This window comes from Cognatiyoonia sp. IB215446 (assembly GCF_033963825.1).
In the GTDB taxonomy this organism is placed as follows: Bacteria; Pseudomonadota; Alphaproteobacteria; order Rhodobacterales; family Rhodobacteraceae; genus Yoonia.
The window spans coordinates 258,161-283,610 of sequence record NZ_JAXBMD010000002.1; the positions used below are offsets into that span (position 1 = coordinate 258,161).

A 25,450-nucleotide genomic window follows, 5' to 3' on the forward strand; every position below is an offset into this window, starting at 1 on the left:
GCGCCGGGTCATGCGTCGGTTTCAAGGTCCCGCGTCGCAAAGAAAGTCCGCATGATCAGATCAAAGCGTGCAGCCAGATCGCGCTGCCGCTCTTCCGACATCTCCGGGTCGATCAGAATGAGCCCCGCAAAGGCCGCATATTCCAGATGCGCCATGTCCCAGGCCTCTGGCCGCTCAAGATCAAATCGTGCCGCGTAGAGATCCATCAGGACCGACAAGCGCATGTTATCAGCGCGTTTCACCACGTCGGCCACATCGCCATTGCGGCGCGCCAATTCGCGGATGCCCAGTTCCAACTTGTAGTCGATTGACATCGCCGCATCCGTCAGCGTCTCGGCCTGCACGTCCGGGTCACGCAGACCTTTGAGTATCGCAGCAACGTTTGTGGTTTGCGTCTCCAGCCAGGTTTCGGCCATGCCGACCAGAAATGCATCATGATCGTTGAAATGGTAATAGAATGACCCCCGCGTCAGCCCCGCAGCGGCACAAATTGGGGCGAGCTTTATCGCCTCCGGCCCCCGCGCCGAAAGCTCCTTTAGACCAAGCGCCAGCCAATCCTCCGCCTGAAAGCGCCGTTTGCCTACAGCCAAAGACCCAGCCCCCCAAGCAACGCCACCGGCACAAACAGCCAGCCCTGCGGCAGGTCGAGATGGCGCGCACCAAGGCGTAACACCAGACCAATCCCCACGGTCGCGAAACCGACAGCCAGCAGGAACGCGGCAAGTGCAAAGGCCGGATCATCGGTGATCACGGCCCAAAGGTTCAAAACCGCCATGGCCGCGATAGCAACGCTGGTGAAATGCCAGCACAAGTATTGCGTTTGCCGCACCAGCGGTGCCAGATCAGACGCCAACAGCGGCGTCGCGATCTGACGACCGCCGACGAAAAGGTGAACGGCAAGCCAAATCGATGACAGAAAGCCGGCAGAAAGGACAAACGACATGTTCATGTGACACCTCAAAAATCAGCGTTTCTCTACATACCAGAAAGTACGTTAACGTACCTTTGGGTATGCGATCTATCCCCTTTCGTACCAAAAGGTATGCGGTTTTTGTCCAAGTATACCAAAAGGTATGGGCAGTGACGGGCAATCCCCGCTTGAGAGCCGACATCCCAACTGGCATCACAAACCTATGACCTTCCGCTCGCATATGCATCTGGCCCTCGAAGAAGCGCGCGCGGCCGCCGCGCGGGGCGAGGTGCCAGTGGGTGCCGTGATCTCCGACGGTGATCGTGTCATCGCACAAGCCGGAAATCGGACGCGCGAACTGAACGACCCGACCGCCCATGCCGAGATGCTGGCGATCCGTGAGGCCTGTGAAATGCTGCAAAAAGAACGGCTTACAGGCCTGGACCTCTATGTCACTTTGGAACCCTGCCCGATGTGTGCCGCCGCCATCAGCGCCGCGCGCATCGCCCGGCTTTATTACGGCGCCGCCGATCCGAAATCGGGCGGCGTGGGGCAGGGGCCGCGCATCTTCAGCCACCCACAATGCCACCACGTGCCTGAAATCTATGATGGAATCGATGCCGCCGCGTCGGAAAAATTGCTGAAGACCTTCTTCGCCGCCAAACGCTGACAATTCCTGGCACAGGAATTGCCCCAAACTTTCGATGAAAGTTTGGCACTCAGATCTCAATAACGTCCATCACATCCGGCGTGCGCACATCCACATCCGGCAATGCGTCAACAAGTGGCTGCGCGGATTGCGCGAGGAGCGGGAAGGTTTTGTAGTGGCAGGGGATCACCATGTTGAAATCAAAGAACTTTCTGGCGGCAAAGGCCGCCCCTTCCATGCCCATCGTATAATGCCCACCACAGCAGAGGATTCCGATATCGGGCTGATAGAACTCTGCCATCCAGCCCATATCGGCCATCACATCCGTGTCGCCCGAAACATAGATCATGTGGCCCTCGCCCCCGATCATATATCCCGCCTCGGTCCCCGCATACGCCGTGCCGAGAGAGGAGGAATGCGTGGCCTGCACCATCGACACTTTCGCGCCGTTCAGATCGACCGTGCCGCCTTTGTTGAAATCCACCGTCTCGTGGCCGGCAAACGCTCCGCACAGCTCGGGGATGCCGACAATTGTAGCACCCGTTTCCCCAGCAATATCAGCCACTTCCGAGGCATGATCGAAATGCCCATGGGTCAGCAGGATATGCGTGGCACCCGCCAGCGCCTCCGCGCGTCTGTCATCGGGAAAGGACGGATTTCCCGTCAGCCATGGGTCGATCAAAAGTACCGCCTCCGCGATCTCAATCCGGAAACTTGCATGTCCCAACCAGGTGATTTTCATGTTGCCCTCCACTGCGTTCTCGTCAGGATACGCCCCAGAGAAGAGGGCGCAAGATGGACTGGTTTGCACAGATCGACGGCTATTGCGAGCGGACGGATTTTTCCTATTGGTCTGAACCACTTAACGCAGTCACCAATGCCGCATTCATTGTCGCTGCCATCATCATGTGGCGCCGCACCGGTGGCCTGCCTGCCGCGCGTCTTCTCTGCGTGATCCTGTTCTGCATCGGTATCGGCAGCTACCTCTTCCACACACACGCGACACAATGGGCCGCGCTCGCCGATGTCACACCTATCGGCGTCTTCATCCTGACCTATCTGTTTCTGGCCAATCGCGACATTGTCGGCATGCCTTGGTGGGGTGCGTTGGGCATCACTTTCCTATTCTTTCCATATGCTTACGGCGTTGTTTCGCTCCTGCGAGACGTGCCGTTTTTCAACATCTCGAACTTCTACTGGACCGTGCCGATCCTGCTGGTGGCCTATGCGGCGTACCTGCGCGGCGCCGTCGGGTTGGGCTTTGTCATCGGGGCGGTGATCCTTTCGGCCTCGATCAGCTTGCGGTCGCTCGATGAAATCCTCTGCCCGCAATTCCCCATCGGCACCCATATCTTCTGGCATATCCTTAACGGGATCATGCTGGGCTGGATGATCGAGGTCTATCGCCGCCACATGCTTGCGGGTCCTGCAGCGGGGCGCTAAACGCGGGCAGAGATTTACCGGAGACGTCCCATGTCCATCGACACAGAAACCGCCCGCCGCGTCGCCAAACTGGCGCGGATCAAGGTTGAAGATGATGCGCTGCCCGCCTTGGCGGGAGAGTTCAACGCGATCCTGGGTTTCATCGAGCAACTCAATGAGGTGGATGTGGAGGGCGTGGAGCCGATGACCTCCGTCACGCCGATGCGCCTGAAACGCCGCGATGACGTGGTGACAGACGGGGATCAGCAAGGCGCCGTTCTGAAGAACGCGTCGGATGCGCGTGAAGGGTTTTTTGCGGTGCCGAAGGTGGTTGAGTGATGAGTGAACTGACCAAACTGACCATCGCCGAAGCACGCGACGCGATGCGCAATGGCGACACGACAAGTGCGGAGATCACCGATGCGTGCCTGAGCGCCATTGACGGGGCAGGGGCCTTGGGCGCCTTTGTCCACCACACGCCAGAGATTGCCGCCGAGCAGGCGAAAGCCGCCGATGCGCGGATCAAGGCTGGCGATGCGCCGGATATGTGCGGGATTCCTTTGGGAATCAAAGACTTGTTCTGCACCAAAGGTGTGCCGTCGCAAGCGGCGTCCGGCATCCTTGAAGGCTTCAAGCCCGAATATGAGAGCACCGTGACCACGCAACTCTTCGACGCGGGCGCGGTCATGCTGGGCAAGCTCAATATGGACGAATTCGCGATGGGCTCGTCCAACGAAACCTCGGTCTATGGGAATGCAGTGAACCCGTGGCGGCGCGGCAATGACGAGGCTGCCCTGACGCCGGGCGGCTCTTCGGGCGGGTCGGCGAGTGCCGTTGCCGCTGACCTGTGCCTTGCGGCGACAGGGACAGATACCGGTGGCTCCATCCGGCAGCCTGCGGCTTTCGTCGGGATCACAGGAATGAAACCCACTTATGGCCGTGTGTCGCGCTGGGGGATTGTGGCCTTTGCCTCGTCACTCGATCAGGCGGGGCCGATGACCAAGGACGTGCGCGATGCGGCGATCATGCTGCGGGCCATGTGCGGGCATGATGCGAAAGACAGCACTAGCGCTGATTTGCCTGTACCGGATTTTGAAGGCGCATTGACCGGCGACATCAAGGGCAAAACCATCGGGATTCCAAAAGAATACCGCATGGATGGTATGCCTGAAGAGATCGAAAAGCTCTGGGCCGATGGCACGGCAATGCTGAAAGATGCAGGTGCGAAGATCGTCGATATCACGCTGCCGCACACCAAATACGCGCTGCCCGCCTATTACGTGATCGCCCCGGCTGAAGCGTCGTCCAACCTCGCCCGCTATGACGGTGTGCGCTTTGGCCATCGCGCCAAGCTGGCCCAAGGTGACGGCATCACCCAGATGTATGAAAAGACCCGCGCCGAAGGATTCGGGGCCGAGGTCCAGCGCCGCGTGATGGTGGGGACTTACGTGCTGTCCGCAGGCTTTTACGACGCCTATTACAACCGCGCGCGCAAGGTACGCACACTGATCAAACGCGACTTTGAGACGGTCTTTGCCGATGGCGTTGATGCGATCCTGACACCGGCCACGCCCTCTGCCGCCTTCCCGCTCGGTGAGAATTTTGACCCGATCCAGATGTATCTCAACGATGTGTTCACGGTCACGGTGAACCTTGCAGGATTGCCTGGGATTGCGGTGCCCGCAGGACTGGATAAACAAGGCTTGCCACTTGGGCTGCAGCTGATTGGGCGGCCTTGGGAAGAGGCCGATTTGCTCAATATCGCGTACAGCCTGGAGCAATCGGCGGGTTTTGTGGCCAAACCGGCCAAGTGGTGGTAAAGATCATCGCAAGAATGATGCAGTTTGGCAGGTGAATGGTGATGAAATCCGGCATGATATTTGCGGTGGCAGCGCTCAGCCTGGTGGCCTGTGGACCAGGGCAGTCGCCTGAGCGTGGCGTCGGCTTTGACGACTTTTCCGCGTTTGAGCTTGACCGTGCGCGACGCGAGGCGGCGCTTTCCGCACCACGTGAATCGATCATTCCGCCACCGCAGGTCAATACGATCCCCGGCCCGGTGGGTGGCCCCGCTATCTCGGCCAGCGACCTTGCCGCCGCCGGGATTGGTCAGACGCCGGAGAACTCGGCACTTGATCCCGCGCGTGTTGCGGGGCTTGATGCTTCGCCTACCAATCCTGCACCTAACTTGCAAAACAATCCCGGTATCTCTGATGAGCAGAACTTTGATGCTGTATCGGGTCGGGAGACGATTGAAAGCGATGCTGAGCGGCGTGCCGCCCAGGCGGCAGCGCGTGAAGAGATTGAACCAACCGCGCTGCCGGATCGCCCACGCGACACGGGGCCGAATATCGTTGAATACGCACTCAATGCGCCCAATGTGAAGGGGCAGGAATGGTATAGCCGGTCGATCCTGGCAGGTCAGAATCGCTTCCAACGCAATTGCGCGGCTTACCCGACGCCTGATGATGCGCAGCGCGATTTCCTCGCGCGTGGCGGGCCGGAACGTGACCGGTTGGGGATTGACCCAGACGGGGACGGGTTTGCCTGTGGTTGGGACCCGGCCCCCTTCAAAGCGGCGTTCCAGAACTGAGACTGACCACGCATCTGTCGCCCAATTACGGTCCGCGTCGGGATGGCGCGCGGCCCAGTTTGGTGGTGATCCATTATACGGCGATGCAGTCGGCGAACGCCGCGCTGAAGACGTTATGTGATCCGGTAAGTGAGGTCTCGGCGCATTATCTGATTGCGCCGGATGGGGAAGTGCTGTCGCTGGTGCCCGAGGATTTGAGGGCCTGGCATGCGGGGGCAGGGGCCTGGGGGTCGGTGACTGATGTGAACAGTTACTCGATCGGGATCGAGCTTGCGAACGATGGGTTCTCGCCTTTTGCTGCGCCGCTGATGGATGCCCTCGTGGATTTGCTCAAAGGGATCAAGGCGCGCTGGGATATCCAGCCTGACCGGGTGATCGGGCATTCGGATATGGCACCGGGGCGCAAGACTGACCCCGGCCCAAGGTTTGACTGGCGCAGGCTTGCACGGCAGGGGTTGTCGGTCTGGCCCTCATCAAGCGCTTGCGCGCCTTCTTCGGAAGAGGGCGCGCAAGCGCTTGATCACGCACTGTTTGGCGCAGCGATGCAAGCCTTTGGTTGCACGGCGACAGACGACCCGGACCTGCTGCTCAGAACCTTTCGTCTGCGGTTTCGCCCCGGCCATCGTGGCCCGCTGGACGCGGTCGATCTGGCGATGATTAATGATCTTGCAAAACGCTTCCCCGTTGACGTCAACGCCGCTTGGGCCTAAAGCGCATCCCGCGCGGATGGCTGGATGACCGCGGCAGCAATGTCGAGGAAAGTCCGGACTCCAAAAAGCACGGTGCCGGGTAACGCCCGGCGGGGGCAACCCCAGGGAAAGCGCCACAGAGAACAGACTACCTTGCTTGCAAGGGAAAGGTGAAACGGTGGGGTAAGAGCCCACCGCGCGAGCGGCAACGCAAGCGGCACGGCAAGCCCCACCGGGAGCAATGCCAAATAGGGATCGCGCGTCGCAAGACAGGGTGGCTTGAGCCCGAGCAGGTCCGGGTTGGCAGCTACAGGGTGTCTGGCAACAGGCACTCAAGATGAATGGTCATCCATCCGGAGCGATCCGGTGGACAGAATCCGGCTTACAGGCCATCCGTGCACGATATCAGCGTTTTGACGTGGGTTTGCGGTTGACTCGTCTCCGCCCGCGCGTAAAAGGCACGTTCAATCAGATTCATGCGCTGCGCCGGACACGGGCCCGCAACCAGGAGAGATGAGACATGGCGAAGCCAACCACCATCAAGATCCGCCTGAACTCCACTGCGGGGACCGGGCATTTCTACGTGACAAAAAAGAACGCACGGACGATGACCGAAAAGATGGTTATCAAGAAATACGACCCCGTCGCGCGCAAGCACGTTGAGTACAAAGAAGGCAAGATCAAGTAAGATCGCCCCGCTCAGGACAGTGACGAGGCCGTGCAATTTGCGCGGCCTTTTTTCGTTGGTTTAGAGGATGGTCAAGAGAAGCAGGATCATCAGTCCCAACTGCGCGATAAGCGTCAGGAACATACCATAAAAGCGCAGCCGCCAAGTCAGGCCATGTATGCCGAAATAAGCCGCGTGCATGCCACGTCCGATCAGAAGTATCGCGGCGAGGGCAGTTAACGCGACGCCGTTAGCCCCTTGAAGTTCAGCAAGGCCCATCAGTATCAGCGCCATGGGGAGCTGTTCGGCTGCATTCGCCTGCCCTCGGATCGCTTTGGTCAGAACGCGATCACCGGTATCGCCCAGCACAACACCATCCTTGCGGCGCAGCATGATCACCTTCCAGGTCAGCATCAGAAGGATAAGAGCCGCACAGATGGCGGTCACGCTAGTCACGGGCAGGGAGATTTCAATCATGACTTCATTTTTAGCAGCGTCTTTGGTCCGACTATGCCGTGATGCCGCGCGGGTTGAAAGGTCGCGCGAATGCAAAAGACGCGCGTCAGATTGCGGTTAGGCTCCGATTGCTGTCCACGCCTAAAGCGCGCGGGCCATGACGGCGTCAAAGTCATATTTGTCCGGGGCGATGGGGTTTGTCTGCGAAGAAGAGGCCCGTCTGGCCTCCGTCGCGATTTCTGTGATCTCGGCCGCCGTCAGGCCGAGGTCACGCATACCCCTTAAGCCGCGTGCCCGGATCCAGTGGGCGAAGTGGTCCCAGACGCCCTCCATCGACGCATCCAGTGCGGCGGCAATCCACGTCTTGATGGAAGTGACCCTTTCGGCCACAGGCGAATCTGGCGCAATGGCGCGCTCTGTCTCTTGCAGAACATGCGGCAAAAGCGATCCGCAAATCTCACCATGGGGCGCTTGCGTCCGACCGCCAATCACAGCCGCCATTCCATGCACGGCTCCCAGTTTCGCATTGGCCAGAGCGATGCCGCCCGTCAGGCTTGTCAGTGCCAAATCGTCACGCGCCTTAGGATCTTCGGTTTCGGCGAGCCGGAGCAGCGCGCCAAGACCGCGCGGGATAGCATCTCGGCAAAGCGCGTCAGTCATGGGGTTGGCCTTGGTGCTGAGGAATGGCTCTATTACCTGAGCCAGCGCATCGAGACCGCTGGAAAACGTCACACCGGGTGGGCAATGATCAGTCAGTGCAGGATCGACAATGGCGATCTGCGGGATCATGCGATCATCGCGCAGGCTGACCTTTCGTCTGTGTTCCGGGATGCCAATGACGGCGTTTTTGGTGACCTCCGCGCCGGTGCCAGCGGTTGTGGGGACCGCGATGACGGGGATTGGTGCTGCGGCGAGCGGTTGGCCCTTTCCGACAACTTCCAGGTAATCAAGCGGTGCGCCGGGCGATGGGGTCAGGGCGGCGATGGCCTTGGCAGCATCGATGGCGGAGCCGCCGCCAAGGGCCACGAGAATGTCGGGCGGATCGCGCCGGATATCGGCCAAAGCCTGCTCGAGGAACGGCAGGTCGGGCTCGGCGCTGACGGAGATACTGTGCACTTGCAGGCCATGAGCAGTCAGGTCACGCAAGAGCCATGCTGCCCGCTCAGCGTTCCGTCCATGGACCAACAAGGCCCGCCGGCCGTAGCGCGCGGCGGCTTCAGCGACCGTTGCAGCGGTTCCGCGTCCAAAATGAATGGTTTGCGCGGTGGAAAACGAAAATGGGGTCATAGGCTTTGCTTCCAAAGGAAAGGGGCGAGCCGAGCTCGCCCCAATACGTTAGCGTATGACTGGCTGATCTGAGACCCTGTTCAGGATCAGTTCTGCCAGCTTTGGATCAACTCGTCATACGCGACGGTGACCGGCTCTTCATCCTCGTTCTCGATCGGAGCGTAGGGCGCGCCGGGCTGGGCGAACCAGTATTCGGCATCCCGCTCTTCGTTCATGACCGGGCCGATATCGCCCTGAACGCCTGCGCGTTCAAGCCGCTCCAGCACCGATTCCTGAGCTTCGCAGAGCGCATCCAGCGCTTCCTGAGCCGTCTTCTGTCCGGACATCGCATCGCCGATATTCTGCCACCAGAGCTGTGCCAGACGTGGATAGTCAGGCACGTTGGTGCCGGTGGGCGACCACGCTACGCGGGCGGGCGAGCGATAGAACTCGATCAGGCCACCAAGGCGGTCAGCGCGTTCGGTGAAGTGGTCGGAGTTGATGGTGGACTCGCGGATGAAGGTCAGACCTACATCAGACTTTTTCAGGTCCACCGTCATCGAGGTGACAAACTGGGCATAAAGCCATGCGGCCTGTGCGCGGTCAACGGGCGTGGACTGCATGAGCGTCCATGAGCCTGCATCCTGATAGCCGACTTTCTGGCCGTCTTTCCAGTAAACACCATGTGGCGAAGGCGCCATGCGCCAGCGTGGCGTGCCGTCATCGTTCAGAACCGCACCGGCCCCCTCACCCACCATGTCGGCGGTAAAGGCGGTGTACCAGAACATCTGCTGCGCGATCTGGCCCTGCGCAGGCACCGGACCGGCCTCCGAGAAGGTCATACCGGCGGCGGTGGGTGGCGAATATTTCTGTAGCCATTCAATCGCCTTGTTCACCGCATAAACAGCCGCAGGCGAGTTCGTGGCACCACCGCGTGCAACGCAGGAGCCGACGGGCTGTGAGTTTTCGTTCACCCGAATGCCCCATTCATCCACCGGCAGACCGTTGGGTTCACCCACATCACCCATGCCGGCCATGGACATCCACGCATCGGTGTAGCGCCAGCCAAGCGAAGGGTCTTTCTTGCCGTAATCCATGTTGCCAAAGACTTCGCCCTCGACACCAAGGTGGCTGAGATCGCGCCCGGTAAAGAATTCGGCGATATCCTCATAGGCCGACCAATTTACTGGCACGCCCAGCGGATAGCCGTATTCGGCTTCGAAATCGGCCATGTTCTTTTCATCGGTGAACCAGTCGTAGCGGAACCAGTAAAGGTTCGCGAATTGCTGGTCTGGCAATTGGTAAAGCTTGCCGTCCGGCCCGGTCGTAAACTCCAACCCGATGAAGTCCTCAAGGTTGATGTTCGGGTTGGTGACGGAAGCCCCTTCGCCCGCCATCCAGTCGGTCAGGTTGCGGACCTGTTGATAGCGCCAATGGGTGCCGATCAGGTCGCTGTCGTTGACATAGGCGTCATAGATGTTCTCGCCGGTTTGCATCTGTGTCTGCAAACGTTCTACCACGTCCCCTTCACCGATCAGGTCATGGGTGACCTCGATACCGGTGATGGCCGTGAAGGCGGGGGCGAGCACTTGCGCTTCGTATTCGTGGGTCGTGATGGTCTCGGACACAACGCTGATCGACATGCCAGCAAAGGGTTCTGCCGCTTCGATGAACCAGGCCATTTCGGCCTCTTGCTCTTCGCGCGTCAGAACCGAGAGGCCCGCGATTTCGTTGTCGAGAAACTCCATCGCGGCCTCCATATCCGCGAAGGATGGCGTGGCCATCAGCCCCGCCACCAGGGCCAAGGCCGTGGATGATTTGAGTGACAGGTTCATTATTCTCCTCCTTTTAATGAACACTCTTCTCCCTGTTTGGGCGCGGCCCGACTTTGCGGGCGACGACCGGTCGTGAATGGCGCTGGTCAGACGTATCGAAAGACCAGAGCTGCATAGACGGCGCAGATGGCGAGCGCCCACCATTGGGCGATATCCGTCAGGCCGAGCCATGCGATGTTGATGAAGGCCGAGCCAAGCAATGTCAGAAACAGCCGGTCCCCCCGCGTCGTTTCGATCCTCAAGATGCCAATACGCGGAGTCTCGGGAAACCGAATGGCCAGAAAGGTGAAGGTGATCAGCAGTGCGGCGATCACCATGAAAAAGATCGCGGTCGGCCAGGTCCATGCCATCCATTCCATATCACGCCCCCTCGTTGACGTTGGCGCGCAGGTTCACAGGGACCGAGAAAGAGACACGATGCGCGTTTCCACTGCTCATCTTGCCGCCAGCCTCAAAGATACCCATGACCTTCAGACCGCCGCCGCCCTCTTCGTCGGTGGTGACAAGGACATCGAAGCTGACATCGCTCAACTCAATCGCCTCGCCCGCCTCGGTTCCCGGAGCGATGATGCCCGCATATCTTGGCGTGTTGGCGGCGACATGGACGCCTTCAACGATTTCGCTGAGCGTATCGGTAATGAATTCCTTCAAGTTCATCAGACCCTCCCCAGTGCAAAGCCCTTGGCGATGTAGTTTCGGACGAAATAGATGACGAGCGCGCCGGGGATGATCGTGAGCACCCCGGCGGCAGCGAGCACGCCCCAGTCGATGCCTGATGCGCCTTGGGTCCGGCTCATCGTGGCGGCGATGGGCTTGGCATCCACGGATGTCAGCGTCCGGCTGAGCAATAATTCCACCCATGAGAACATGAAGCAGAAGAACGCCGCGACCCCGATGCCACTGGCGATGAGCGGCGTGAAAATCTTGACGAAGAAATGGCCGAACGAATAGCCGTCAATATAGGCGGTTTCGTCGATTTCCTTGGGCACGCCGCGCATGAACCCTTCAAGGATCCAAACGGCAAGCGGCACATTGAACAGGCAATGGGCGAGTGCGACGGCGATATGTGTGTCAAAAAGCCCGACGGATGAATAAAGCTGAAAGAAGGGCAAGGCAAAGACAGCCGGTGGTGCCATCCGGTTGGTCAGAAGCCAGAAGAACAGATGCTTGTCGCCCATGAAAGTATAGCGCGAAAAGGCATACGCGGCAGGCAGCGCCACGGCGAGCGAGATAAGCGTGTTGAAAACCACATAGATCAGCGAGTTGATGTAGCCGGAATACCATGCCGGATCGGTAAAGATCGTGACGTAGTTCTGCAGCGTGAAGTCCTGCGGCCAGAGCGTGAAGTCGGACACGATCTCGGCATTGGTCTTAAAGCTCATGTTGATAAGCCAGTAGATCGGCAGGAACAGGAACAACAGGTACAGGATCATCACCAGCGCTGAGCCGTTCACCTTGGGAAAGGCGAACTTGCGTGCCGTGCGGGTGGCGGGGGTCGAGATGGCGCCATCACTCATCGTTTGCTGTCCGCTTTGTCGAGGTTCGTCATGACCGTGTAGAACACCCACGAGATTGCGAGGATCACGAGGAAATACATCAGCGAAAAGGCGGCGGCGGGCCCAAGGTCGAACTGGCCAAGCGCCATCTTCACGAGGTCAATGGACAGGAACGTGGTGGAACTGCCCGGGCCGCCACCGGTGACCACAAAGGGCTCGGTATAGATCATGAAACTGTCCATGAACCGCAGCAGAACCGCGATCAGCAGCACTCCGGCCATCTTGGGCAGCTCGATGAAGCGGAACACGGCCCAGCGTGACGCCTGATCGATTTTGGCGGCCTGATAATAGGCCTGCGGGATAGATTGCAGGCCCGCATAGGCAAGCAGCGCCACAAGCGATGTCCAATGCCAGACATCCATGACGATCACCGTGACCCAGGCGTCAAACGGGTCTTGCGTGTAGTTATAGTCGATGCCGAGGCCGTTCAGAGCGGCGCCAAGCAGACCGATATCGGACCGGCCGAAGACCTGCCAGATCGTGCCAACCACGTTCCACGGGATCAAAAGTGGCAAGGCCATCAACACCAAACAGACCGAGACCCAGATGCCTTTTTTTGGCATGCAGAGTGCGACCATGATGCCCAGGGGGATCTCAATCGCCAGAATGATACCGGAAAAGATCAACTGCCGCTGTAGCGCGTTCCACATCCGGTCGTCTTCCAGAAGCTCCTCAAACCAGCTGAGGCCCGCCCAGAAGAACTGGTTATTGCCAAAGCTGTCCTGCACCGAATAGTTGACCACCGTCATCAGCGGGATCACCGCCGAGAATGCGACAAGGATCAGGACGGGCAGGACCAGAAACCAGGCTTTCTGATTGACGGTTTTTTCCATCACGCGGCCTCCCGGTGGGATGGCGTCACGCGCCAGTCGTTCTGGTAGATGTTCACATGGGCAGGGTCGAAGGTGACGCGCGCGGCGTCGGCGCCGATCTCTTCGCCTTCCTGCACGATGATGTTGAGCGCGGTGCCGGCGCAATCGGCGCGCACGATCTTGTGGCGGCCCACATCCTCGACCCTGTGAATCGTGACCGGCAGGCCGTCCTCCGCATCGGTCAGGCGGACAAATTCTGGACGCACGCCGATCTCTACCTTTCCATCAAGTTCGGGGTAAGCGGCGCCAAGTGAAATCTGTCCACCATCGGTCTTGGCAATAATGCCGTCTACTTGCGCCGGCAGCAGGTTCATCCCCGGCGAGCCGATGAAATAGCCCACGAATGTATGTGCAGGTGTTTCGAAGAGTTCCTGCGGTGTACCCATTTGCACCACACGCCCGTCATGCATGACCACCACCTTGTCGGCAAAGGTCAGCGCCTCGGTCTGGTCATGGGTGACGTAGATCATCGTGTGCCCGAACTCTTGATGGAGTTCCTTCAACTGAGTGCGCAGGGCCCATTTCATATGCGGGTCGATAACCGTCAGCGGCTCATCAAACAGGATCGCATTCACATCCTCACGCACCATGCCACGGCCCAGACTGATCTTTTGCTTGGCATCTGCCGTCAGGCCGCGTGCCTTGCGGTCAAGTTCGGCCTCCATCCCGATCATCTGGGCAATCGCCTGCACCCGCTGGCCGATATACTCGGCAGAAGCGCCCCGGTTCTTCAGCGGAAAGGCGAGGTTCTGGCGCACGGTCATCGTGTCGTAGACAACCGGGAACTGGAAGACCTGTGCGATGTTGCGGTCGGTCGTGGATTTCTCGGTCACATCCTCGTCCCCGAACAGAATGCGCCCCTCGGACGGGTGCAAGAGGCCGGAGATGATGTTCAAGAGCGTGGATTTCCCACAGCCAGAGGCGCCAAGCAGGGCATAAGCCTCACCATCCGCCCAGGTGTGGTTCATTTCTTTCAGCGCCCAATCGGCGTCCGATGTCGGGCGCGGCATGTAGGAATGGGCGAGGTTGGACAGGGTGATCTTGGCCATACGCGTCTCCTTATGCGGCTTGTGCATAGGATGCGGCTGCGGCCAGCGATCCGTCTTCGGTAAAGGTGTAGATATGCGACGGGTCGAGATAGATCGTGAGGTCTGAGCCGATCTCAAGCTCGCGCACCCCGTGGACTAGACCCACCCAACGTTCGCCATGGTGATCCAGGTGGATAAAGGTCTCGGACCCGGTGATTTCGGTCACGGCGACCTTGCAGTGAAACGCCATCGCATCATCGGTGTGCTTTTCGGCCTCAAGGTGATTGGGCCGGAACCCTGCGATGTAATCGCCATCTGCAAGGGCGCCAAGCTGCCCACTTACCTCGGCCCGCTGCCCGTCACCGAATTCCAGATAGCCTGACCGCTTGCGGATTTGCAGGAAGTTCATGGGCGGGTCTGAAAAGACCTTGGCGGTGGTGGCGTCGCTTGGTCTGCGATAGACCTCTGGCGTTGGCCCGAATTGCGTGACGCGGCCCTCCCACAGCGTGGCGGTGTTACCACCCAGCAGCAGGGCCTCTTCCGGTTCGGTTGTGGCGTAAACAAAGATCGCCCCGGATTCCGCGAAGATGCGTGGGATTTCGACCCGCAGCTCTTCGCGCAACTTGTAGTCAAGGTTTGCGAGCGGCTCATCAAGCAACACCAGCCCGGCCTCTTTCACCAGAGCGCGGGCGAGGGCACAGCGCTGCTGTTGCCCGCCCGACAGTTCCAGAGGTTTGCGCTGCAGCATCGGCGTTAGCTTCATCATCTCGGCTGTCTTGTGCACGGCGGCATCAATCTCTGCTTTCGACTTGCGCAAAAGCCGCAAGGGTGAGGCGATGTTTTCGTAAACGCTCATCGAGGGGTAGTTGATGAATTGCTGATAGACCATCGCGACGCCCCGGTCCTGCACCCGTTGGCCGGTGACATCCGCGCCGTTCCAGATCACCTGACCGCTTGCGGGTACGTCAAGCCCGGCCATCAGGCGCATCAGAGATGTTTTGCCCGACAGGGTTGGCCCTAAAAGCACGTTCATCGTGCCGGGTTCGAGCGTCAGGTCTGTGGGGTAGATATGCGTTTTGCCATCGACCACCTTCGAGACGCCTTTCAGCTCTAATCCCATGCGCTGTCTCTCCTACTACGCAACCGCTGGGGACGTGACAATTTTGGTGCCTTGCAGCACGGCCCTGAACTCGTCCGGTTTCAGGGCAGACCCAATCCCGATTGCAAGCTCGCCCATACCGGAAAGAAGCTGTAAAACGATGCTGGTCGTGCCAGCAAGGGGCCGTGCAGACCGGCTCACGCCTTCTGGAACCGCCAGCATGTCGGTGTCGTGCCCCCCACGCGCCATCACAGTAAATCCTCCCCTTGAATTGGTTGCTCATATCCTTTCGCTTGTCAAAGGGTAATCTTCGTTCGTTTTCATCAATCATCCCTGTGGGCGCGATTTTGTTTGTTTTTGGATGAAGGGGCTACAATACGAACATATATCAACATTTTCGCTTGCTTTTCGGCCCGAATATGCGGCACTACCCAACCTCAGGGTCGTTTCTTTCAGGTTCAAATGGTCGATTCATTTCGTATATCGCAGATCCTGGAACTTGCCCGTCACGCGGGCCAGGTAAGCGTCGATGAACTGGCGACCCGCTTTGGCGTCACGACCCAGACCATTCGGCGGGACCTGTCGGCTTTGGCGGATGAGGGGCGGCTTGATCGGGTGCATGGCGGTGCGATCATGCCAGATGCGCATCGCAATCCGAATTACCGCGCGCGCAAAGTGTTGCAGGAAAGTGCGAAGCGCGAGATCGCGCGGCTTTGCGCGCGTCAGATTCCGCCGAATGCTTCTGTTCTTCTGAATATCGGCACGTCAACAGAAGCCGTGGCGCGTGAATTGCTGACCCATGAAAACCTGACGATTGTGACCAACAACATCAATGTTGCGGACATTCTGTCAAAGAACACAACAAGCAAGGTGATTGTGGCGGGGGGAGAGCTGCGGCGCGAAGACGGCGGTCTTGTCGGCGATCTGACCACCGAAGCTATACGGCAATTCAAGGTCGATTATGCCGTCATTGGGACATCAGCGCTGGACATGGAGGGCAACCTGCTGGAGTTCGATTTGCGCGAAGTGCGGGTGAGCCGCACCATCATCGAATGCTCTAGACGGACTTTTTTGGTTGCTGACCAATCGAAACTCAACCGTTCGGCCCCGGTGAGGATTGCGTCGATACGAGATATTGATGCGATCTTTACTGATCATTTGCCAACTGAACTCGTCTCAAAATGCGAAAACTGGGATACTGCGATCTTCGAAACTTAGTGGTTGAAGCACGTGGAGGTTCAGATGGTAGGCCGAATGGTCCTCATGCGGGTCCGACAGCCGCAGCCGCCATCAGGACTAAACCGCTGACACCAAGGGTCCAGACCAACGACCGAAGAAACGGAATACCCAGAATGTACGCGGGCAGATAGGCCAGACGACATAAGACAAAGATCTGCGCGCCGAGCAGTGCGCCTTCCTTTTCCGCGCCCAAGAGGGCTAGCGGCAGAAAGATCAACAGGGCTTCGCCGGAATTGCGCAGCGCACGCTCTGATCGGGCTCCATAGATGCTTGTTTCAGGCGGGTTGTCCCGCGGCCCGAGTGTGGCAAGGATCTGTGGGTCCGGCTGCAACATGTAGCGGAACATCGGCGGAAGAAGGGTTTGGACGAAGTAAAGTGCCAGTGCGGCCAGGATCCAGAACGTCATCGGAAGTCTCATTGTTGGAATTGCCAAGTCCGACCTATGACGAGTGAGGGTCGCCAATCAATTCCCTCCAAGGGAATGGTGTGGTGTGTCCAGTTTTGTTACTGGGCCGCCATGACTGATTTTGCGCCGCCATCAAGCTTTGGTGAGGTTCTACGCTCGTGGCGTCGGGCCCGCCGCCTGTCGCAGGCCGATCTGGCGCATGCAATTGAAACGCCACCGCGGCATGTCAGTTTTCTGGAAACAGGTCGGTCAAAACCGTCCCGGGATATGGTCACACGACTGGCAGCGGCTATGGACGTGCCACTGCGCGACAGAAATCTGATGCTGCGGACGGCAGGATTTGCGGATCTCTACCAGGCTGGTGAACTATCTAGCGGTGAGATGCAGATGTTGAAAGATGCTGTCAGCAGGATGATGCGGGCGCACGATCCCTTTCCGTCTTTCGTGATCGACCGCTACTGGCATGTAAGGGATGCTAACGCCTCAGCGCGACAGATGCTTTCACTGATTGCGGCCTCGTTTCCGTTTGATGATATTCACTCATCGCTAAATATGCTGGACATTACATTCAGTCCCGAAGGATTCCGGCCGTTTATCACCAACTGGGATGACTATGCGCGTCAGTCTCTTCAGCGCATTCATCGTGAGGCGCTGTCGCCCGTGGACTTGCGCGCGGCGCTTGATCGAGTGGCAAGATACCCCGATTTGCCTGGGGATTGGTGGGCGCTGGATGTGCAATATACCCTTAGCCCCGTTTTTCCGATCCAGATGCTCAACGGCGAGCGCGAGATGAACTTCTTTTCGGTCCTCGCCGTCATTGGAAGCCCGACAGGAAGCCTTGCGCAGGAGCTGCGGGTCGAGACCTTGTTTCCGGCCGACGACGCGACCGAGCAAGCTTTGCTTGCAACCGCGCGATGAACGTTGCTGCGTCAACATCACTTGGATGAGTGCGCTGGCTGCTTGCATAGTCCGCGAGTTCTGTGACTGAGATACAGTTAACGGATTTCGTTATTTTTGGCGTGGTATTGAATACTTGTCTCAAATGAGACATGTATGTATCATGATCGAGATTCGCCCTAGTACCCGCGACGCCATTACCGAAGCCGCCTTTGCTGTGTTCGCTGAGAACCAGGCCGCATCCTTGAGGGATGTGGCCGAACGTGCCGGTGTTGGCCGCGCGACGCTGCATCGCCATTTTCCCGGCCGCGCAGAGTTGATGCGCGCGCTGGCAAACATTGCGCTTGTTGAATTGGAGGAAGCAGTTGAAGAAGCTACGGCCAACGCGGAGAGTTATGAAGAAGGTTTTCGGCTGTCGCTGATGGCAACTGTGCCGCTGGCAAATCGGCAGTGGTTTCTGGCCAATGAAGGTCTGGATGCTGATCCTGAGATCGGTGCCGCTTATGCGTCGAGCCTGGCGGCGCTTTGCACAGACGTTGAGGCAGCAAAAGAAGAAGGCGCGTTCGACCCTCATGTGCCAACGGCCTGGATTGTCGAAGCTTACGAAAATCTCACCTACGCTGCTTGGTCGCTTGTCCGCTCGGGTGAGGCCACACCGAAACAAGCGGCCGAACTGGCATGGCGTACACTCTCGCGCGGATTGAAAGGCGGTTCACGATGAACGTTGAAACTCTGACCACACAAATCGATGAGGTATTCTTTCTCATTGGTGTTGCGATCCTTCTGATCGAGATTGCTGAGATGGCCTTTAGAGGCGAGTTCAGAGCAAAGACCTTTGGTGAGATGTTGACAAGTGCCTCCACCCAGCTTCCCTATTTGCTGGTCGAGACCTTCATTCTGACCGGGGCATACGGACTTTACTGGGTTATTGCACAAGGCATGCCGTGGTCTGTCCCGGTGACGTGGTGGAGCCTTCTGCTGATCGTGATATTAGCCGACCTCACATATTATTGGGAACATCGGATCGCCCATGAAGTGCGCATCCTCTGGACACAGCATGCAGTGCACCACTCGTCACGTGATATGAATATCGTGACGGGCGTGCGTTTCGGCCCCTTAGAGGGTGTATGGTCTCTCATCGCGCATTTGCCGCTGGCGTTCATTGGTTTTGCGCCCGAAGCAATTGTGTTTGGCGTCATTGTGGTGCTGGCCTATCAGACCTGGATCCATACTGAACTGATCGGCAAGCTTGGGCCGTTGGAGTGGGTGCTGAACACGCCCTCGCATCACCGCGTACATCACGGCTGTGACGACAAATACTTGGATAAGAACTACGGTGGCATTCTGATTATCTGGGACAGGCTTTGGGGCACCTTTCAGGAAGAAGAGGAAACGCCACGCTATGGCCTGAAACGCGACTTTGACACCAGGAATCCGATCAAGGTCTGGTTCTCGGAATGGCCCGAACTGATCAGGGATGTTCGGCGCGCACAGAGCTTGGGGCAGGTCTGGTCCATCCTGCTCCGTGCGCCCGGACATGCGTCAAAAGACTGAACCTAAGTGCCAGAGCCGCGATATCGCATGGCTCTGGCGTAACTTTGGTTGAACAGCATCATGGAATGCGGTTTTCCTCTTTGTCGAAGAACGAAAGGCGGTCATTGTCGAAGGTCAATCCGACGCTTTCGCCAGGACGGAGCTTTGTATCGCCGATCGCCCGCACCGTGAGCGTGCCGGCATCTCCGCAATCGATCAGGATAAAACTGTCGGCGCCGAGATATTCGACAACCTCAACCACGCCATCGCATTGCCCCTCACCTGCCGCACCGATTGTAATGTGCTCTGGCCGGATACCTAGATGGACGGCGGGGTGATCGCCTGCATAGGCGCCGCCTCGCGCACCGGGGAGGCGATAGCTGCCACCCGAGGTCTCGCAGGTTAGGATGTTCATTTTGGGGCTGCCGATGAACTGCGCGACAAAGAGGTTCGCGGGCCGTTCGTATAGCTCGCGCGGCGATCCGCTTTGCGCGATCTTCCCAGCGTCCAGCACGACGATCCGGTCTGCCAGCGTCATTGCCTCAACCTGATCGTGGGTCACGTAGATCATGGTTTTGTCAAGTTGGCGGTGCAGCTTTGCAATCTCGTAGCGCATTTCAACACGGAGGGCTGCGTCGAGGTTGGACAAGGGCTCATCAAACAAAAAGGCGGTTGGATCACGCACGATGCAGCGGCCAATCGCCACGCGCTGGCGTTGACCGCCCGAAAGGTCCTTTGGCCGGCGGTCGAGATAAGTATCCAGCTTCAGAACCTCCGCGGCCTGATTGACTTTCTCTTCGATCTCGCTTCGCGGGGCGCCAGCAGTCTTGAGCGGGAACCCGATATTGTCGCGCACCGACATATGCGGATAAAGCGCGTAGCTTTGAAACACCATCGCAAGCCCGCGTTTGGAGGGTGGTTCGGCGGTCGCGTCGCGCCCACCCACAAGAAGTGATCCGCGGCTGATATCTTCGAGGCCGCCGATCATGCGCAATAGCGTGGATTTCCCGCATCCCGACGGGCCCACGAAAACAACGAATTCGCCTGCCGCGATGTCAAGGTCGACGCCCTTGATCACCTGCACTGCGCCGAACCATTTTTCTACGGCGTTTAACGTGATCGCACCCATGATCTACGCCCTCCTTGCGTTGGGACTTGCCCAGGCGAGCCAGATGGCCGCCGTCCAAGTGAATGATTGCCCCCCGGCGGGGGACCCGTCGGTTGGGTCGAAGTATTCCGAGAACCCATGATCCCGGATCAACCGCATCGTTGCATCCCGCAGGCGTTCTCCCTGTGGCAGCCCAAAGGCGATCAGCCCCTCGCCAATCATCATGTTCATCATCGACCAGGTCGGCCCGCGCCAGTAGCGTTTGGGTTCAAACTTCGGGCTGGCGGGGTCGTGGCTGGGCAGGGGATACTTCGCCAGATCCATTATGCGGTCCAAGTGTTTGGCCTGACCGTCAGATGGGATGCCCGCATACCAGTTCAGGAAAGACGCGTTCGATATGCAGTTGGCCCAAGCGCCGTTCACCGTATCGCGCACGTCATAGCTTTGCAGATCGTTGTTCCATAAGCTCTCCGCGCCAGCCTCCAATTGGGCGATGTCGTCGGCCATGCCGGCCACATCTTCGGACAGTGCCTCACCTAGCGCCAAAATATCGCGATGTGATCGCAGCAGGGTGAATGTCATCGTCGGATCGGCCACGAAAAACGGATTGTCTTCGGCCATTTGTGCCTGATCCCAGCCCAGACGCCGCCCGCGCTGAACGAGCCAGATATACCGGTCGTAGTCGTAGCGTGTCGGGCGCATCGCGTTATCGACATGGCTGGTGTCGCGCCGGTCATATTCGCCCACATCCTTGGGATCGATCCGCGCCATGGCCCCATCCCAATCCGGGGTATTGTCGCGCCCGCTTTCCCAGGGATGTGTGATGCAGATCGCTCCTTCGTGAGAGCGCCATTTCAGAAACCAGTCATGCCAGCGTCGAAGTTTGGGGAAAAGGCGTCTCGCCCGCGCCTCTCCGACAACCGGATCAAGATCATAAATCTTCCGCACGATCGTCCCCGCAACCGGGGGCTGGCTGATGCCGGATGATGGGCTGGGGCCATTGCAGCCCCAGACCTCTGGCCCGGGAAAATAGCCCGGATTGACCACGTGATGCAGGATATGCGGGACCATGCCATCGTCCCACTGACCGGCGAACAGCGTCTCAAGCTCGACCCAGGCACGGTCCATGTCGAACTGCGCAAAGCCAAGCGCGGCAAAGGCCGAATCCCAGTTCCACTGATAGGGATAAAGCCCCGCGGTCGGCACGGTGTAGCCGCCACGATCATTCGTGCGAAGGATGTCTTGCGCCTGGCTGTCCAGTCCCGTCGCCATCAGCCTTTGACCGATCCGGCGGTCATTCCTTTGGTGACAAACCGCTCCAGCCCCAGGAAAATCGCCATGATCGGGACTGTTGCGATAACCGCGCCTGCCATCAGATGCTGTCGCGGGATCTCGGACGAGTTGAGGCTGGCAATGCCGCGGGTCAGCGTGAATTTGGAGGGGTCATCCAAAAGCATGAAGGCCAGCAGGAACTCATTCCAAGCTATCATGAACACATAAAGCGACACGCTTGCCAGTGCGGGCAAGGACAAAGGCAGGGTGATTTTCCAGATCACCTGCAACCTGTTCAGGCCGTCCATCAGCCCGGCCTCTTCAACCTCATGCGGCAGGCCACGGAAGTAGCCCTGCAGCATGTAAAGCGCCACGGGGATGGTCGTGACGGGATAGATCATGATGATCCCGATGATCGTGTTGCGCAGGCCGGTCATCGAAAACGCGATATAGATCGGCAGGGCCAGAACGATCATCGGCACCATGTAGATCAGCAGGATCGAGCGGGACATCACCGACTGCCCCCTGAAACGCAGGCGCGCAATGGCATAGGCGCCGGGGATTGAGAACATCAGTGTGATGATGACGGTCAGAACCGAGACATAGAAGGATGTCCAAAGGTAAGAGCCGAAATTGAACTCGGTCAAAAGTTCCTGATAGCTGCTGAAAAGCGCCCAGCCCCGGCTCAGATCAAGTGAAAAGTCGAGCGGGTTTTGAACGAGTTGCGCCTGATTTTTCAGGCTGGTCATGACCATCACGTAGAACGGGATCAGAACGATGGCGACAAAGAAGATATAGCCAAAGCCCATCAGGAACCGGATGGTCGCTGCCTCAAACTCGTGCCTGGTCAGCATGCCCGTGGGCAGGTCCTGCAAGATCCAACGCACTGTCCAGGCAAACGACACACCCAAAAGGACAGCGGCAATGGCAGATTGATAGAGTGACGCCTCGATGACGATTGGCCCGACGCCGAATGATGTTGCGACGATGATCAGAATGGCCACGGCCCATGGTCCCAACCGACCAAGCGGCGTGTAAAGCGTGATCAATCCAAGCGCGGCACCCCATGCCAGTGACAGCCAGATCACTGGCCGAAACGGCTCGCCCGTCAGGAAAGACATGGTGACGGCGACGGTTGTGGACAGAATGACCATCCAGAAGGCACCAAGCAGGACCGCCGTGATATTGCCGTGATAAAGCGCCTTCATAGCCCTTCCTCCCGACTGATGAAGCGAAAGAAGAAGAAGCTGAAGAGCAAAAGGCAGAAGAAGATCACCACTGCAACAGCGGCGCCCGCACCGATATTTGAGACGGCAAAGGCCTGTTCATAGACGTTCACGGTCAGAGTGCGCGTCCCGGCATTGCCTCCGGTCAGCAGGAAGATGTCGTCGAACTTGTTGAAGGTCCAGATGAAGCGCAGAAGGAACAGAACTGAAAGGATGCCCAAAAGCTGCGGGATGGAGAGATACCAGAACATCTGAAACGGGCTCGCGCCATCCATCTCAGCGGCTTCGTACATGTCTTCGGGAATGGATTGCATGCGCGCGAGGATGAAGAGGAAGCATAAGGGGAAGTAGCCCCACATCGCAAAAACCGTCACCATGATCAGCGCAAAGGGCCGTTGCCCGAAGAAATTGATCGCGTTGTCAACAACGCCCATCTGAACAAGCAGCGCGTTGACGCTGCCCGAAAACGGATCGAACAGGATAATCCATGTGAAGGCGACCGCGATGATCGGGGCGACGTAAGGGAAGAGGAACAGCCCGCGCAATAATCCCTGTCCGCGGAACTGGCGATCAAGCAGCAGCGCCGCAAAAAGCCCCAGGATGATCGCGCCAATCGTGCCGAAGAAGGTGTAAAACAGGGTCACCCAAAGAACGCTCCAAAACTCGCCACCGTCAAAGACGTCAGCAAAATTTTCGAGTGTGAAGGTCGCGTTGATGAGGATGTTGTCACCACGGCCAGAAACGACGGGATCACTGTCCTCAACAATATCTTCAGCCGTATCCGGGTCGTCCGCTGAAACGGGGATAATCAGCCGTTCATTGTACCCGCCCTCCATTTCGTCCACACGGCAGGTGAGGACATTTTCGTCCAACATGCATTCGGCGGGAAGATCACCGCGAATGGTGACAACATCAGGAATTGTGTCTGTCAGGACGACGTCTGCGACGATCTTGTCCTGACTCGAATTGCGTAACCGGTATTCGATGCGCATGTCATCGCCCGATCCGCGAAACTGTTCGCGCGCGATGGCCGTTGGTGGCCGTAGATCGGCGAGCGCGACAGGTTTGACGCTGATCCAGAAGATCGCAAGAAGCGGCAGCACAACCACGAGACAAACCGCGAAGAGTGTCGGGGCAAGGAGGCCATAAGCCAAACGGGCCTGCCGCCTTGCAAGCGGTGTCGTGCCCGTGGGTGGCTGCGGTTCTGAAGTCAGTGCCATGGTCGTGCGACCCGGGATGCAAGTACCGGGCGACAACCGCCCGGCCCGAACCCGTCGTCGTTACTCAATGGCGCCGAGTTCAGCGTTGAGGTTGGCCACCGCAGTGGGCGCATCAACCTCACCATCAATGTATTGCCGGACAATCCGGTTGATCACCTGACTGTTGATCATGCGGCTCGACAGAGCAAGCTGACCTTCAGCAACACCCCAGCGTTGCGCCACATCCAGGCCGCCAACGATCTCATCAATCATCTCTTGCGCGTAGAGGTCACCGAGCGGCGCGCGACGATCCACGCCCATATCAAGCGTGGCCCAGGCCTCTGCATATGCAGTAGGATTGTCGGCATTGCCGTTGCGCACCGGGAACTTGCCTTCCGGCGCGATCGCCAGCGTTTCGGTGTAGCCTTCCGACATTGAGAATTCGACAAATTCCATCGCAACATTGGTATTGGCGTCGCTCGTGATGCCAAGATAGCGGATGTCTGCCCAAGCGGCCCCATCGGGGTTCGAGGGGCCTGAGAAATTCGTCACAATACCGGTTTTGCTGGCCAGTTCGCTGGACGTCGGATCGTCGTTGATCGTGGGTGGGGCGCTATCGCGCAGGCCAGCCAGTTCATCCAAAATGAAAGGCGACCAGATGATCATCGCCGCATTGCCCGAGAAATAGAGAGTGCGCGACTGATCCCAGTAGAGCTCACCGGGTGGCGATGCCTCTGCGATGGCCTTGTAGAAATCAAGAACTTCGGTTGTGGCGGCCTCATCTAATTCCTGAAAGCCATCGTCCCCAACCGGTGACACCCCATTGGCCAAGAACACATGTTCAAGCACCTGGCTCATGAAGTTTTCATCGACCTTGGTTGCTGCGACAAAGCCGTACATCTCGGGCGGGTTATGCAGCGCTTCGACCGCGGCAAGTACGTTGTCGTAGCTGCTGGGCGGTTCCAATCCCGCGCCTTCAAAGAGGTCGGCACGATAAACAACCATCTGGGTCCAGCCGTCGACAGGGACCGAGGCATAATCACCCTCAAAATCGGCCATGGCCAGCGCGCCGGGTGCAAATGTATCGGCACCAAGGTCTTCGACCACATCGGTTGCAGCGCCAGTGTCCAGAATGCCCGCCTCGGCCCATGGCAGGGCATATTGCAGCGTGTGGTAAATCACGTCGGGCAGATCGCCAGCGGCGAATGCGGCTGTCGCGCGCGTGCCCAGATCAGTTTCCGAAACCGGGATGACCTCCACTTCATGCCCGGTTGCGGCATTGAATTTCTGGGCCAACGCCTCTTGCCGCGCGAGACGTTCGGGTTGTTCTTCTGTTGTCCAGAAGCGGATCGTGTCCGCTTGCAGTATCGTAGCAGGCAGCACCAATGCCGCCGCAAGTCCCAAATGCACCATCTGAGATTTCATCATTTCCTCCCCACTTTTTCCTCTCCTGCACCCATAAAAGCCGCGCGAAATGCCTTTTGGCAAGTCTTCTGCATGATGGGCGTTGGGCAGCTTTTCCGAATTCGAT

30 protein-coding genes and 1 other RNA gene are annotated in these 25,450 nt (G+C 58.5%); 12 read left to right on the forward strand and 19 right to left on the reverse strand.

Annotation, left to right across the window (positions count from 1 at the left end; translation table 11 throughout):
• Positions 1–8: 8 nt before the first annotated feature.
• Together SLH49_RS08735 and SLH49_RS08740 are read right to left on the reverse strand one after the other, a co-directional pair.
• Positions 9–590 (reverse strand): TetR/AcrR family transcriptional regulator, encoded by a 582-nt coding sequence (locus SLH49_RS08735; protein WP_320268786.1) that lies wholly within the window; start codon positions 588–590, stop codon positions 9–11.
• A complete protein-coding gene (locus tag SLH49_RS08740; protein ID WP_320268787.1) occupies positions 581–943 on the reverse strand; it encodes a hypothetical protein in 363 nt (120 codons plus the stop codon). The genes SLH49_RS08735 and SLH49_RS08740 overlap by 10 nt, the downstream gene beginning before the upstream one ends.
• Positions 944–1,133: 190 nt before the next feature.
• Here SLH49_RS08740 and SLH49_RS08745 point away from each other — a divergent pair, with 190 nt between their 5' ends.
• Positions 1,134–1,580 (forward strand): nucleoside deaminase, encoded by a 447-nt coding sequence (locus SLH49_RS08745; RefSeq protein WP_320268788.1) that lies wholly within the window; start codon positions 1,134–1,136, stop codon positions 1,578–1,580.
• Positions 1,581–1,629: 49 nt separating this feature from the next.
• On the opposite strand, the gene SLH49_RS08750 is transcribed toward SLH49_RS08745, so the two are convergent.
• Positions 1,630–2,301, reverse strand: coding sequence for a metal-dependent hydrolase (locus tag SLH49_RS08750; protein WP_320268789.1), 672 nt, complete (start codon positions 2,299–2,301; stop codon positions 1,630–1,632).
• A gap of 53 nt (positions 2,302–2,354) precedes the next feature.
• On the opposite strand from SLH49_RS08750, the gene SLH49_RS08755 reads away from it, so the two are divergent.
• The 7 genes from SLH49_RS08755 to rpmG all read left to right on the forward strand — a co-directional run bounded on the left by SLH49_RS08755 (position 2,355) and on the right by rpmG (position 6,948).
• Positions 2,355–3,002 carry a hypothetical protein gene (locus SLH49_RS08755; RefSeq protein ID WP_320268790.1) on the forward strand — a complete coding sequence of 216 codons (648 nt, stop codon included), beginning with the start codon at positions 2,355–2,357 and terminating at the stop codon, positions 3,000–3,002.
• A 30-nt stretch (positions 3,003–3,032) separates the two neighbouring features.
• Positions 3,033–3,320, forward strand: a complete 288-nt coding sequence (gene gatC / locus SLH49_RS08760) for an Asp-tRNA(Asn)/Glu-tRNA(Gln) amidotransferase subunit GatC (RefSeq protein ID WP_320268791.1) — start codon at positions 3,033–3,035, stop codon at positions 3,318–3,320.
• Positions 3,320–4,801 carry an Asp-tRNA(Asn)/Glu-tRNA(Gln) amidotransferase subunit GatA gene (gatA, locus tag SLH49_RS08765; RefSeq protein WP_320268792.1) on the forward strand — a complete coding sequence of 494 codons (1,482 nt, stop codon included), beginning with the start codon at positions 3,320–3,322 and terminating at the stop codon, positions 4,799–4,801. Before gatC ends, gatA begins: the two co-directional genes overlap by 1 nt.
• 41 nt (positions 4,802–4,842) lie before the next feature.
• The gene (locus tag SLH49_RS08770; RefSeq protein ID WP_320268793.1) at positions 4,843–5,571 is read left to right on the forward strand and encodes a hypothetical protein; all 729 of its coding nucleotides are present in this window, start codon (positions 4,843–4,845) and stop codon (positions 5,569–5,571) included.
• Positions 5,572–5,585: 14 nt separating this feature from the next.
• Positions 5,586–6,281 carry an N-acetylmuramoyl-L-alanine amidase gene (locus SLH49_RS08775; RefSeq protein ID WP_413785290.1) on the forward strand — a complete coding sequence of 232 codons (696 nt, stop codon included), beginning with the start codon at positions 5,586–5,588 and terminating at the stop codon, positions 6,279–6,281.
• A 12-nt stretch (positions 6,282–6,293) separates the two neighbouring features.
• Positions 6,294–6,661, forward strand: an RNA gene (rnpB, locus tag SLH49_RS08780) — RNase P RNA component class A.
• 119 nt (positions 6,662–6,780) lie between these two features.
• Positions 6,781–6,948 (forward strand): 50S ribosomal protein L33, encoded by a 168-nt coding sequence (gene rpmG, locus SLH49_RS08785; RefSeq protein WP_218448217.1) that lies wholly within the window; start codon positions 6,781–6,783, stop codon positions 6,946–6,948.
• 60 nt (positions 6,949–7,008) lie between these two features.
• Here rpmG and SLH49_RS08790 read toward each other — a convergent pair whose 3' ends face one another.
• The 10 genes from SLH49_RS08790 to SLH49_RS08835 form a co-directional block, all read right to left on the reverse strand.
• Positions 7,009–7,404, reverse strand: a complete 396-nt coding sequence (locus tag SLH49_RS08790; RefSeq protein ID WP_320268794.1) for an MAPEG family protein — start codon at positions 7,402–7,404, stop codon at positions 7,009–7,011.
• A gap of 120 nt (positions 7,405–7,524) precedes the next feature.
• Positions 7,525–8,670: an iron-containing alcohol dehydrogenase gene (locus SLH49_RS08795; RefSeq protein WP_320268795.1), complete on the reverse strand. Its 1,146-nt coding sequence runs from the start codon at positions 8,668–8,670 to the stop codon at positions 7,525–7,527.
• Between the two features lie 86 nt (positions 8,671–8,756).
• Complete coding sequence (locus SLH49_RS08800) at positions 8,757–10,484, reverse strand: ABC transporter substrate-binding protein (protein WP_320268796.1); 1,728 nt, start codon at positions 10,482–10,484, stop codon at positions 8,757–8,759.
• Positions 10,485–10,570: 86 nt separating this feature from the next.
• Entirely contained in the window at positions 10,571–10,843 is a 273-nt protein-coding gene (locus SLH49_RS08805) for a DUF2160 domain-containing protein (protein ID WP_320268797.1), read from the reverse strand.
• A gap of 1 nt (position 10,844) precedes the next feature.
• On the reverse strand, positions 10,845–11,141 hold the full coding sequence (locus SLH49_RS08810; RefSeq protein WP_320268798.1) for a hypothetical protein: 297 nt from the start codon (positions 11,139–11,141) through the stop codon (positions 10,845–10,847).
• Positions 11,141–12,001 carry a carbohydrate ABC transporter permease gene (locus tag SLH49_RS08815; RefSeq protein WP_320268799.1) on the reverse strand — a complete coding sequence of 287 codons (861 nt, stop codon included), beginning with the start codon at positions 11,999–12,001 and terminating at the stop codon, positions 11,141–11,143. The genes SLH49_RS08810 and SLH49_RS08815 overlap by 1 nt, the downstream gene beginning before the upstream one ends.
• On the reverse strand, positions 11,998–12,873 hold the full coding sequence (locus SLH49_RS08820) for a sugar ABC transporter permease (RefSeq protein ID WP_320268800.1): 876 nt from the start codon (positions 12,871–12,873) through the stop codon (positions 11,998–12,000). The genes SLH49_RS08815 and SLH49_RS08820 overlap by 4 nt, the downstream gene beginning before the upstream one ends.
• Positions 12,873–13,961: an ABC transporter ATP-binding protein gene (locus SLH49_RS08825; RefSeq protein WP_320268801.1), complete on the reverse strand. Its 1,089-nt coding sequence runs from the start codon at positions 13,959–13,961 to the stop codon at positions 12,873–12,875. Before SLH49_RS08825 ends, SLH49_RS08820 begins: the two co-directional genes overlap by 1 nt.
• Before the next feature lie 10 nt (positions 13,962–13,971).
• Complete coding sequence (locus SLH49_RS08830; RefSeq protein WP_320268802.1) at positions 13,972–15,060, reverse strand: ABC transporter ATP-binding protein; 1,089 nt, start codon at positions 15,058–15,060, stop codon at positions 13,972–13,974.
• A gap of 15 nt (positions 15,061–15,075) precedes the next feature.
• Positions 15,076–15,288 (reverse strand): hypothetical protein, encoded by a 213-nt coding sequence (locus SLH49_RS08835; protein ID WP_320268803.1) that lies wholly within the window; start codon positions 15,286–15,288, stop codon positions 15,076–15,078.
• Positions 15,289–15,501: 213 nt separating this feature from the next.
• Here SLH49_RS08835 and SLH49_RS08840 point away from each other — a divergent pair, with 213 nt between their 5' ends.
• Entirely contained in the window at positions 15,502–16,257 is a 756-nt protein-coding gene (locus tag SLH49_RS08840; RefSeq protein ID WP_320268804.1) for a DeoR/GlpR family DNA-binding transcription regulator, read from the forward strand.
• 43 nt (positions 16,258–16,300) lie between these two features.
• On the opposite strand, the gene SLH49_RS08845 is transcribed toward SLH49_RS08840, so the two are convergent.
• Positions 16,301–16,684 (reverse strand): MAPEG family protein, encoded by a 384-nt coding sequence (locus tag SLH49_RS08845; protein ID WP_320268805.1) that lies wholly within the window; start codon positions 16,682–16,684, stop codon positions 16,301–16,303.
• A gap of 111 nt (positions 16,685–16,795) precedes the next feature.
• Between SLH49_RS08845 and SLH49_RS08850 the strand changes: the two genes are divergently transcribed.
• The 3 genes from SLH49_RS08850 (at position 16,796) to SLH49_RS08860 (ending at position 19,135) form a co-directional block, all read left to right on the forward strand.
• Positions 16,796–17,602, forward strand: a complete 807-nt coding sequence (locus SLH49_RS08850; RefSeq protein ID WP_320268806.1) for a helix-turn-helix transcriptional regulator — start codon at positions 16,796–16,798, stop codon at positions 17,600–17,602.
• Between the two features lie 142 nt (positions 17,603–17,744).
• Complete coding sequence (locus tag SLH49_RS08855) at positions 17,745–18,302, forward strand: helix-turn-helix domain-containing protein (RefSeq protein WP_320268807.1); 558 nt, start codon at positions 17,745–17,747, stop codon at positions 18,300–18,302.
• Positions 18,299–19,135, forward strand: coding sequence for a sterol desaturase family protein (locus SLH49_RS08860; RefSeq protein ID WP_320268808.1), 837 nt, complete (start codon positions 18,299–18,301; stop codon positions 19,133–19,135). Before SLH49_RS08855 ends, SLH49_RS08860 begins: the two co-directional genes overlap by 4 nt.
• A 58-nt stretch (positions 19,136–19,193) precedes the next feature.
• Here SLH49_RS08860 and SLH49_RS08865 read toward each other — a convergent pair whose 3' ends face one another.
• From SLH49_RS08865 to SLH49_RS08885, 5 genes are read right to left on the reverse strand one after another with little or no spacing between them, the layout of a single operon-like run.
• Positions 19,194–20,243, reverse strand: a complete 1,050-nt coding sequence (locus SLH49_RS08865) for an ABC transporter ATP-binding protein (protein ID WP_320268809.1) — start codon at positions 20,241–20,243, stop codon at positions 19,194–19,196.
• 3 nt (positions 20,244–20,246) lie between these two features.
• Positions 20,247–21,494 carry an MGH1-like glycoside hydrolase domain-containing protein gene (locus SLH49_RS08870; RefSeq protein WP_320268810.1) on the reverse strand — a complete coding sequence of 416 codons (1,248 nt, stop codon included), beginning with the start codon at positions 21,492–21,494 and terminating at the stop codon, positions 20,247–20,249.
• On the reverse strand, positions 21,494–22,702 hold the full coding sequence (locus SLH49_RS08875; protein WP_320268811.1) for a carbohydrate ABC transporter permease: 1,209 nt from the start codon (positions 22,700–22,702) through the stop codon (positions 21,494–21,496). Before SLH49_RS08875 ends, SLH49_RS08870 begins: the two co-directional genes overlap by 1 nt.
• Positions 22,699–23,940, reverse strand: a complete 1,242-nt coding sequence (locus SLH49_RS08880; protein ID WP_320268812.1) for a sugar ABC transporter permease — start codon at positions 23,938–23,940, stop codon at positions 22,699–22,701. Before SLH49_RS08880 ends, SLH49_RS08875 begins: the two co-directional genes overlap by 4 nt.
• A gap of 60 nt (positions 23,941–24,000) precedes the next feature.
• Positions 24,001–25,344 (reverse strand): ABC transporter substrate-binding protein, encoded by a 1,344-nt coding sequence (locus SLH49_RS08885; RefSeq protein ID WP_413785291.1) that lies wholly within the window; start codon positions 25,342–25,344, stop codon positions 24,001–24,003.
• Positions 25,345–25,450 lie beyond the last annotated feature (106 nt).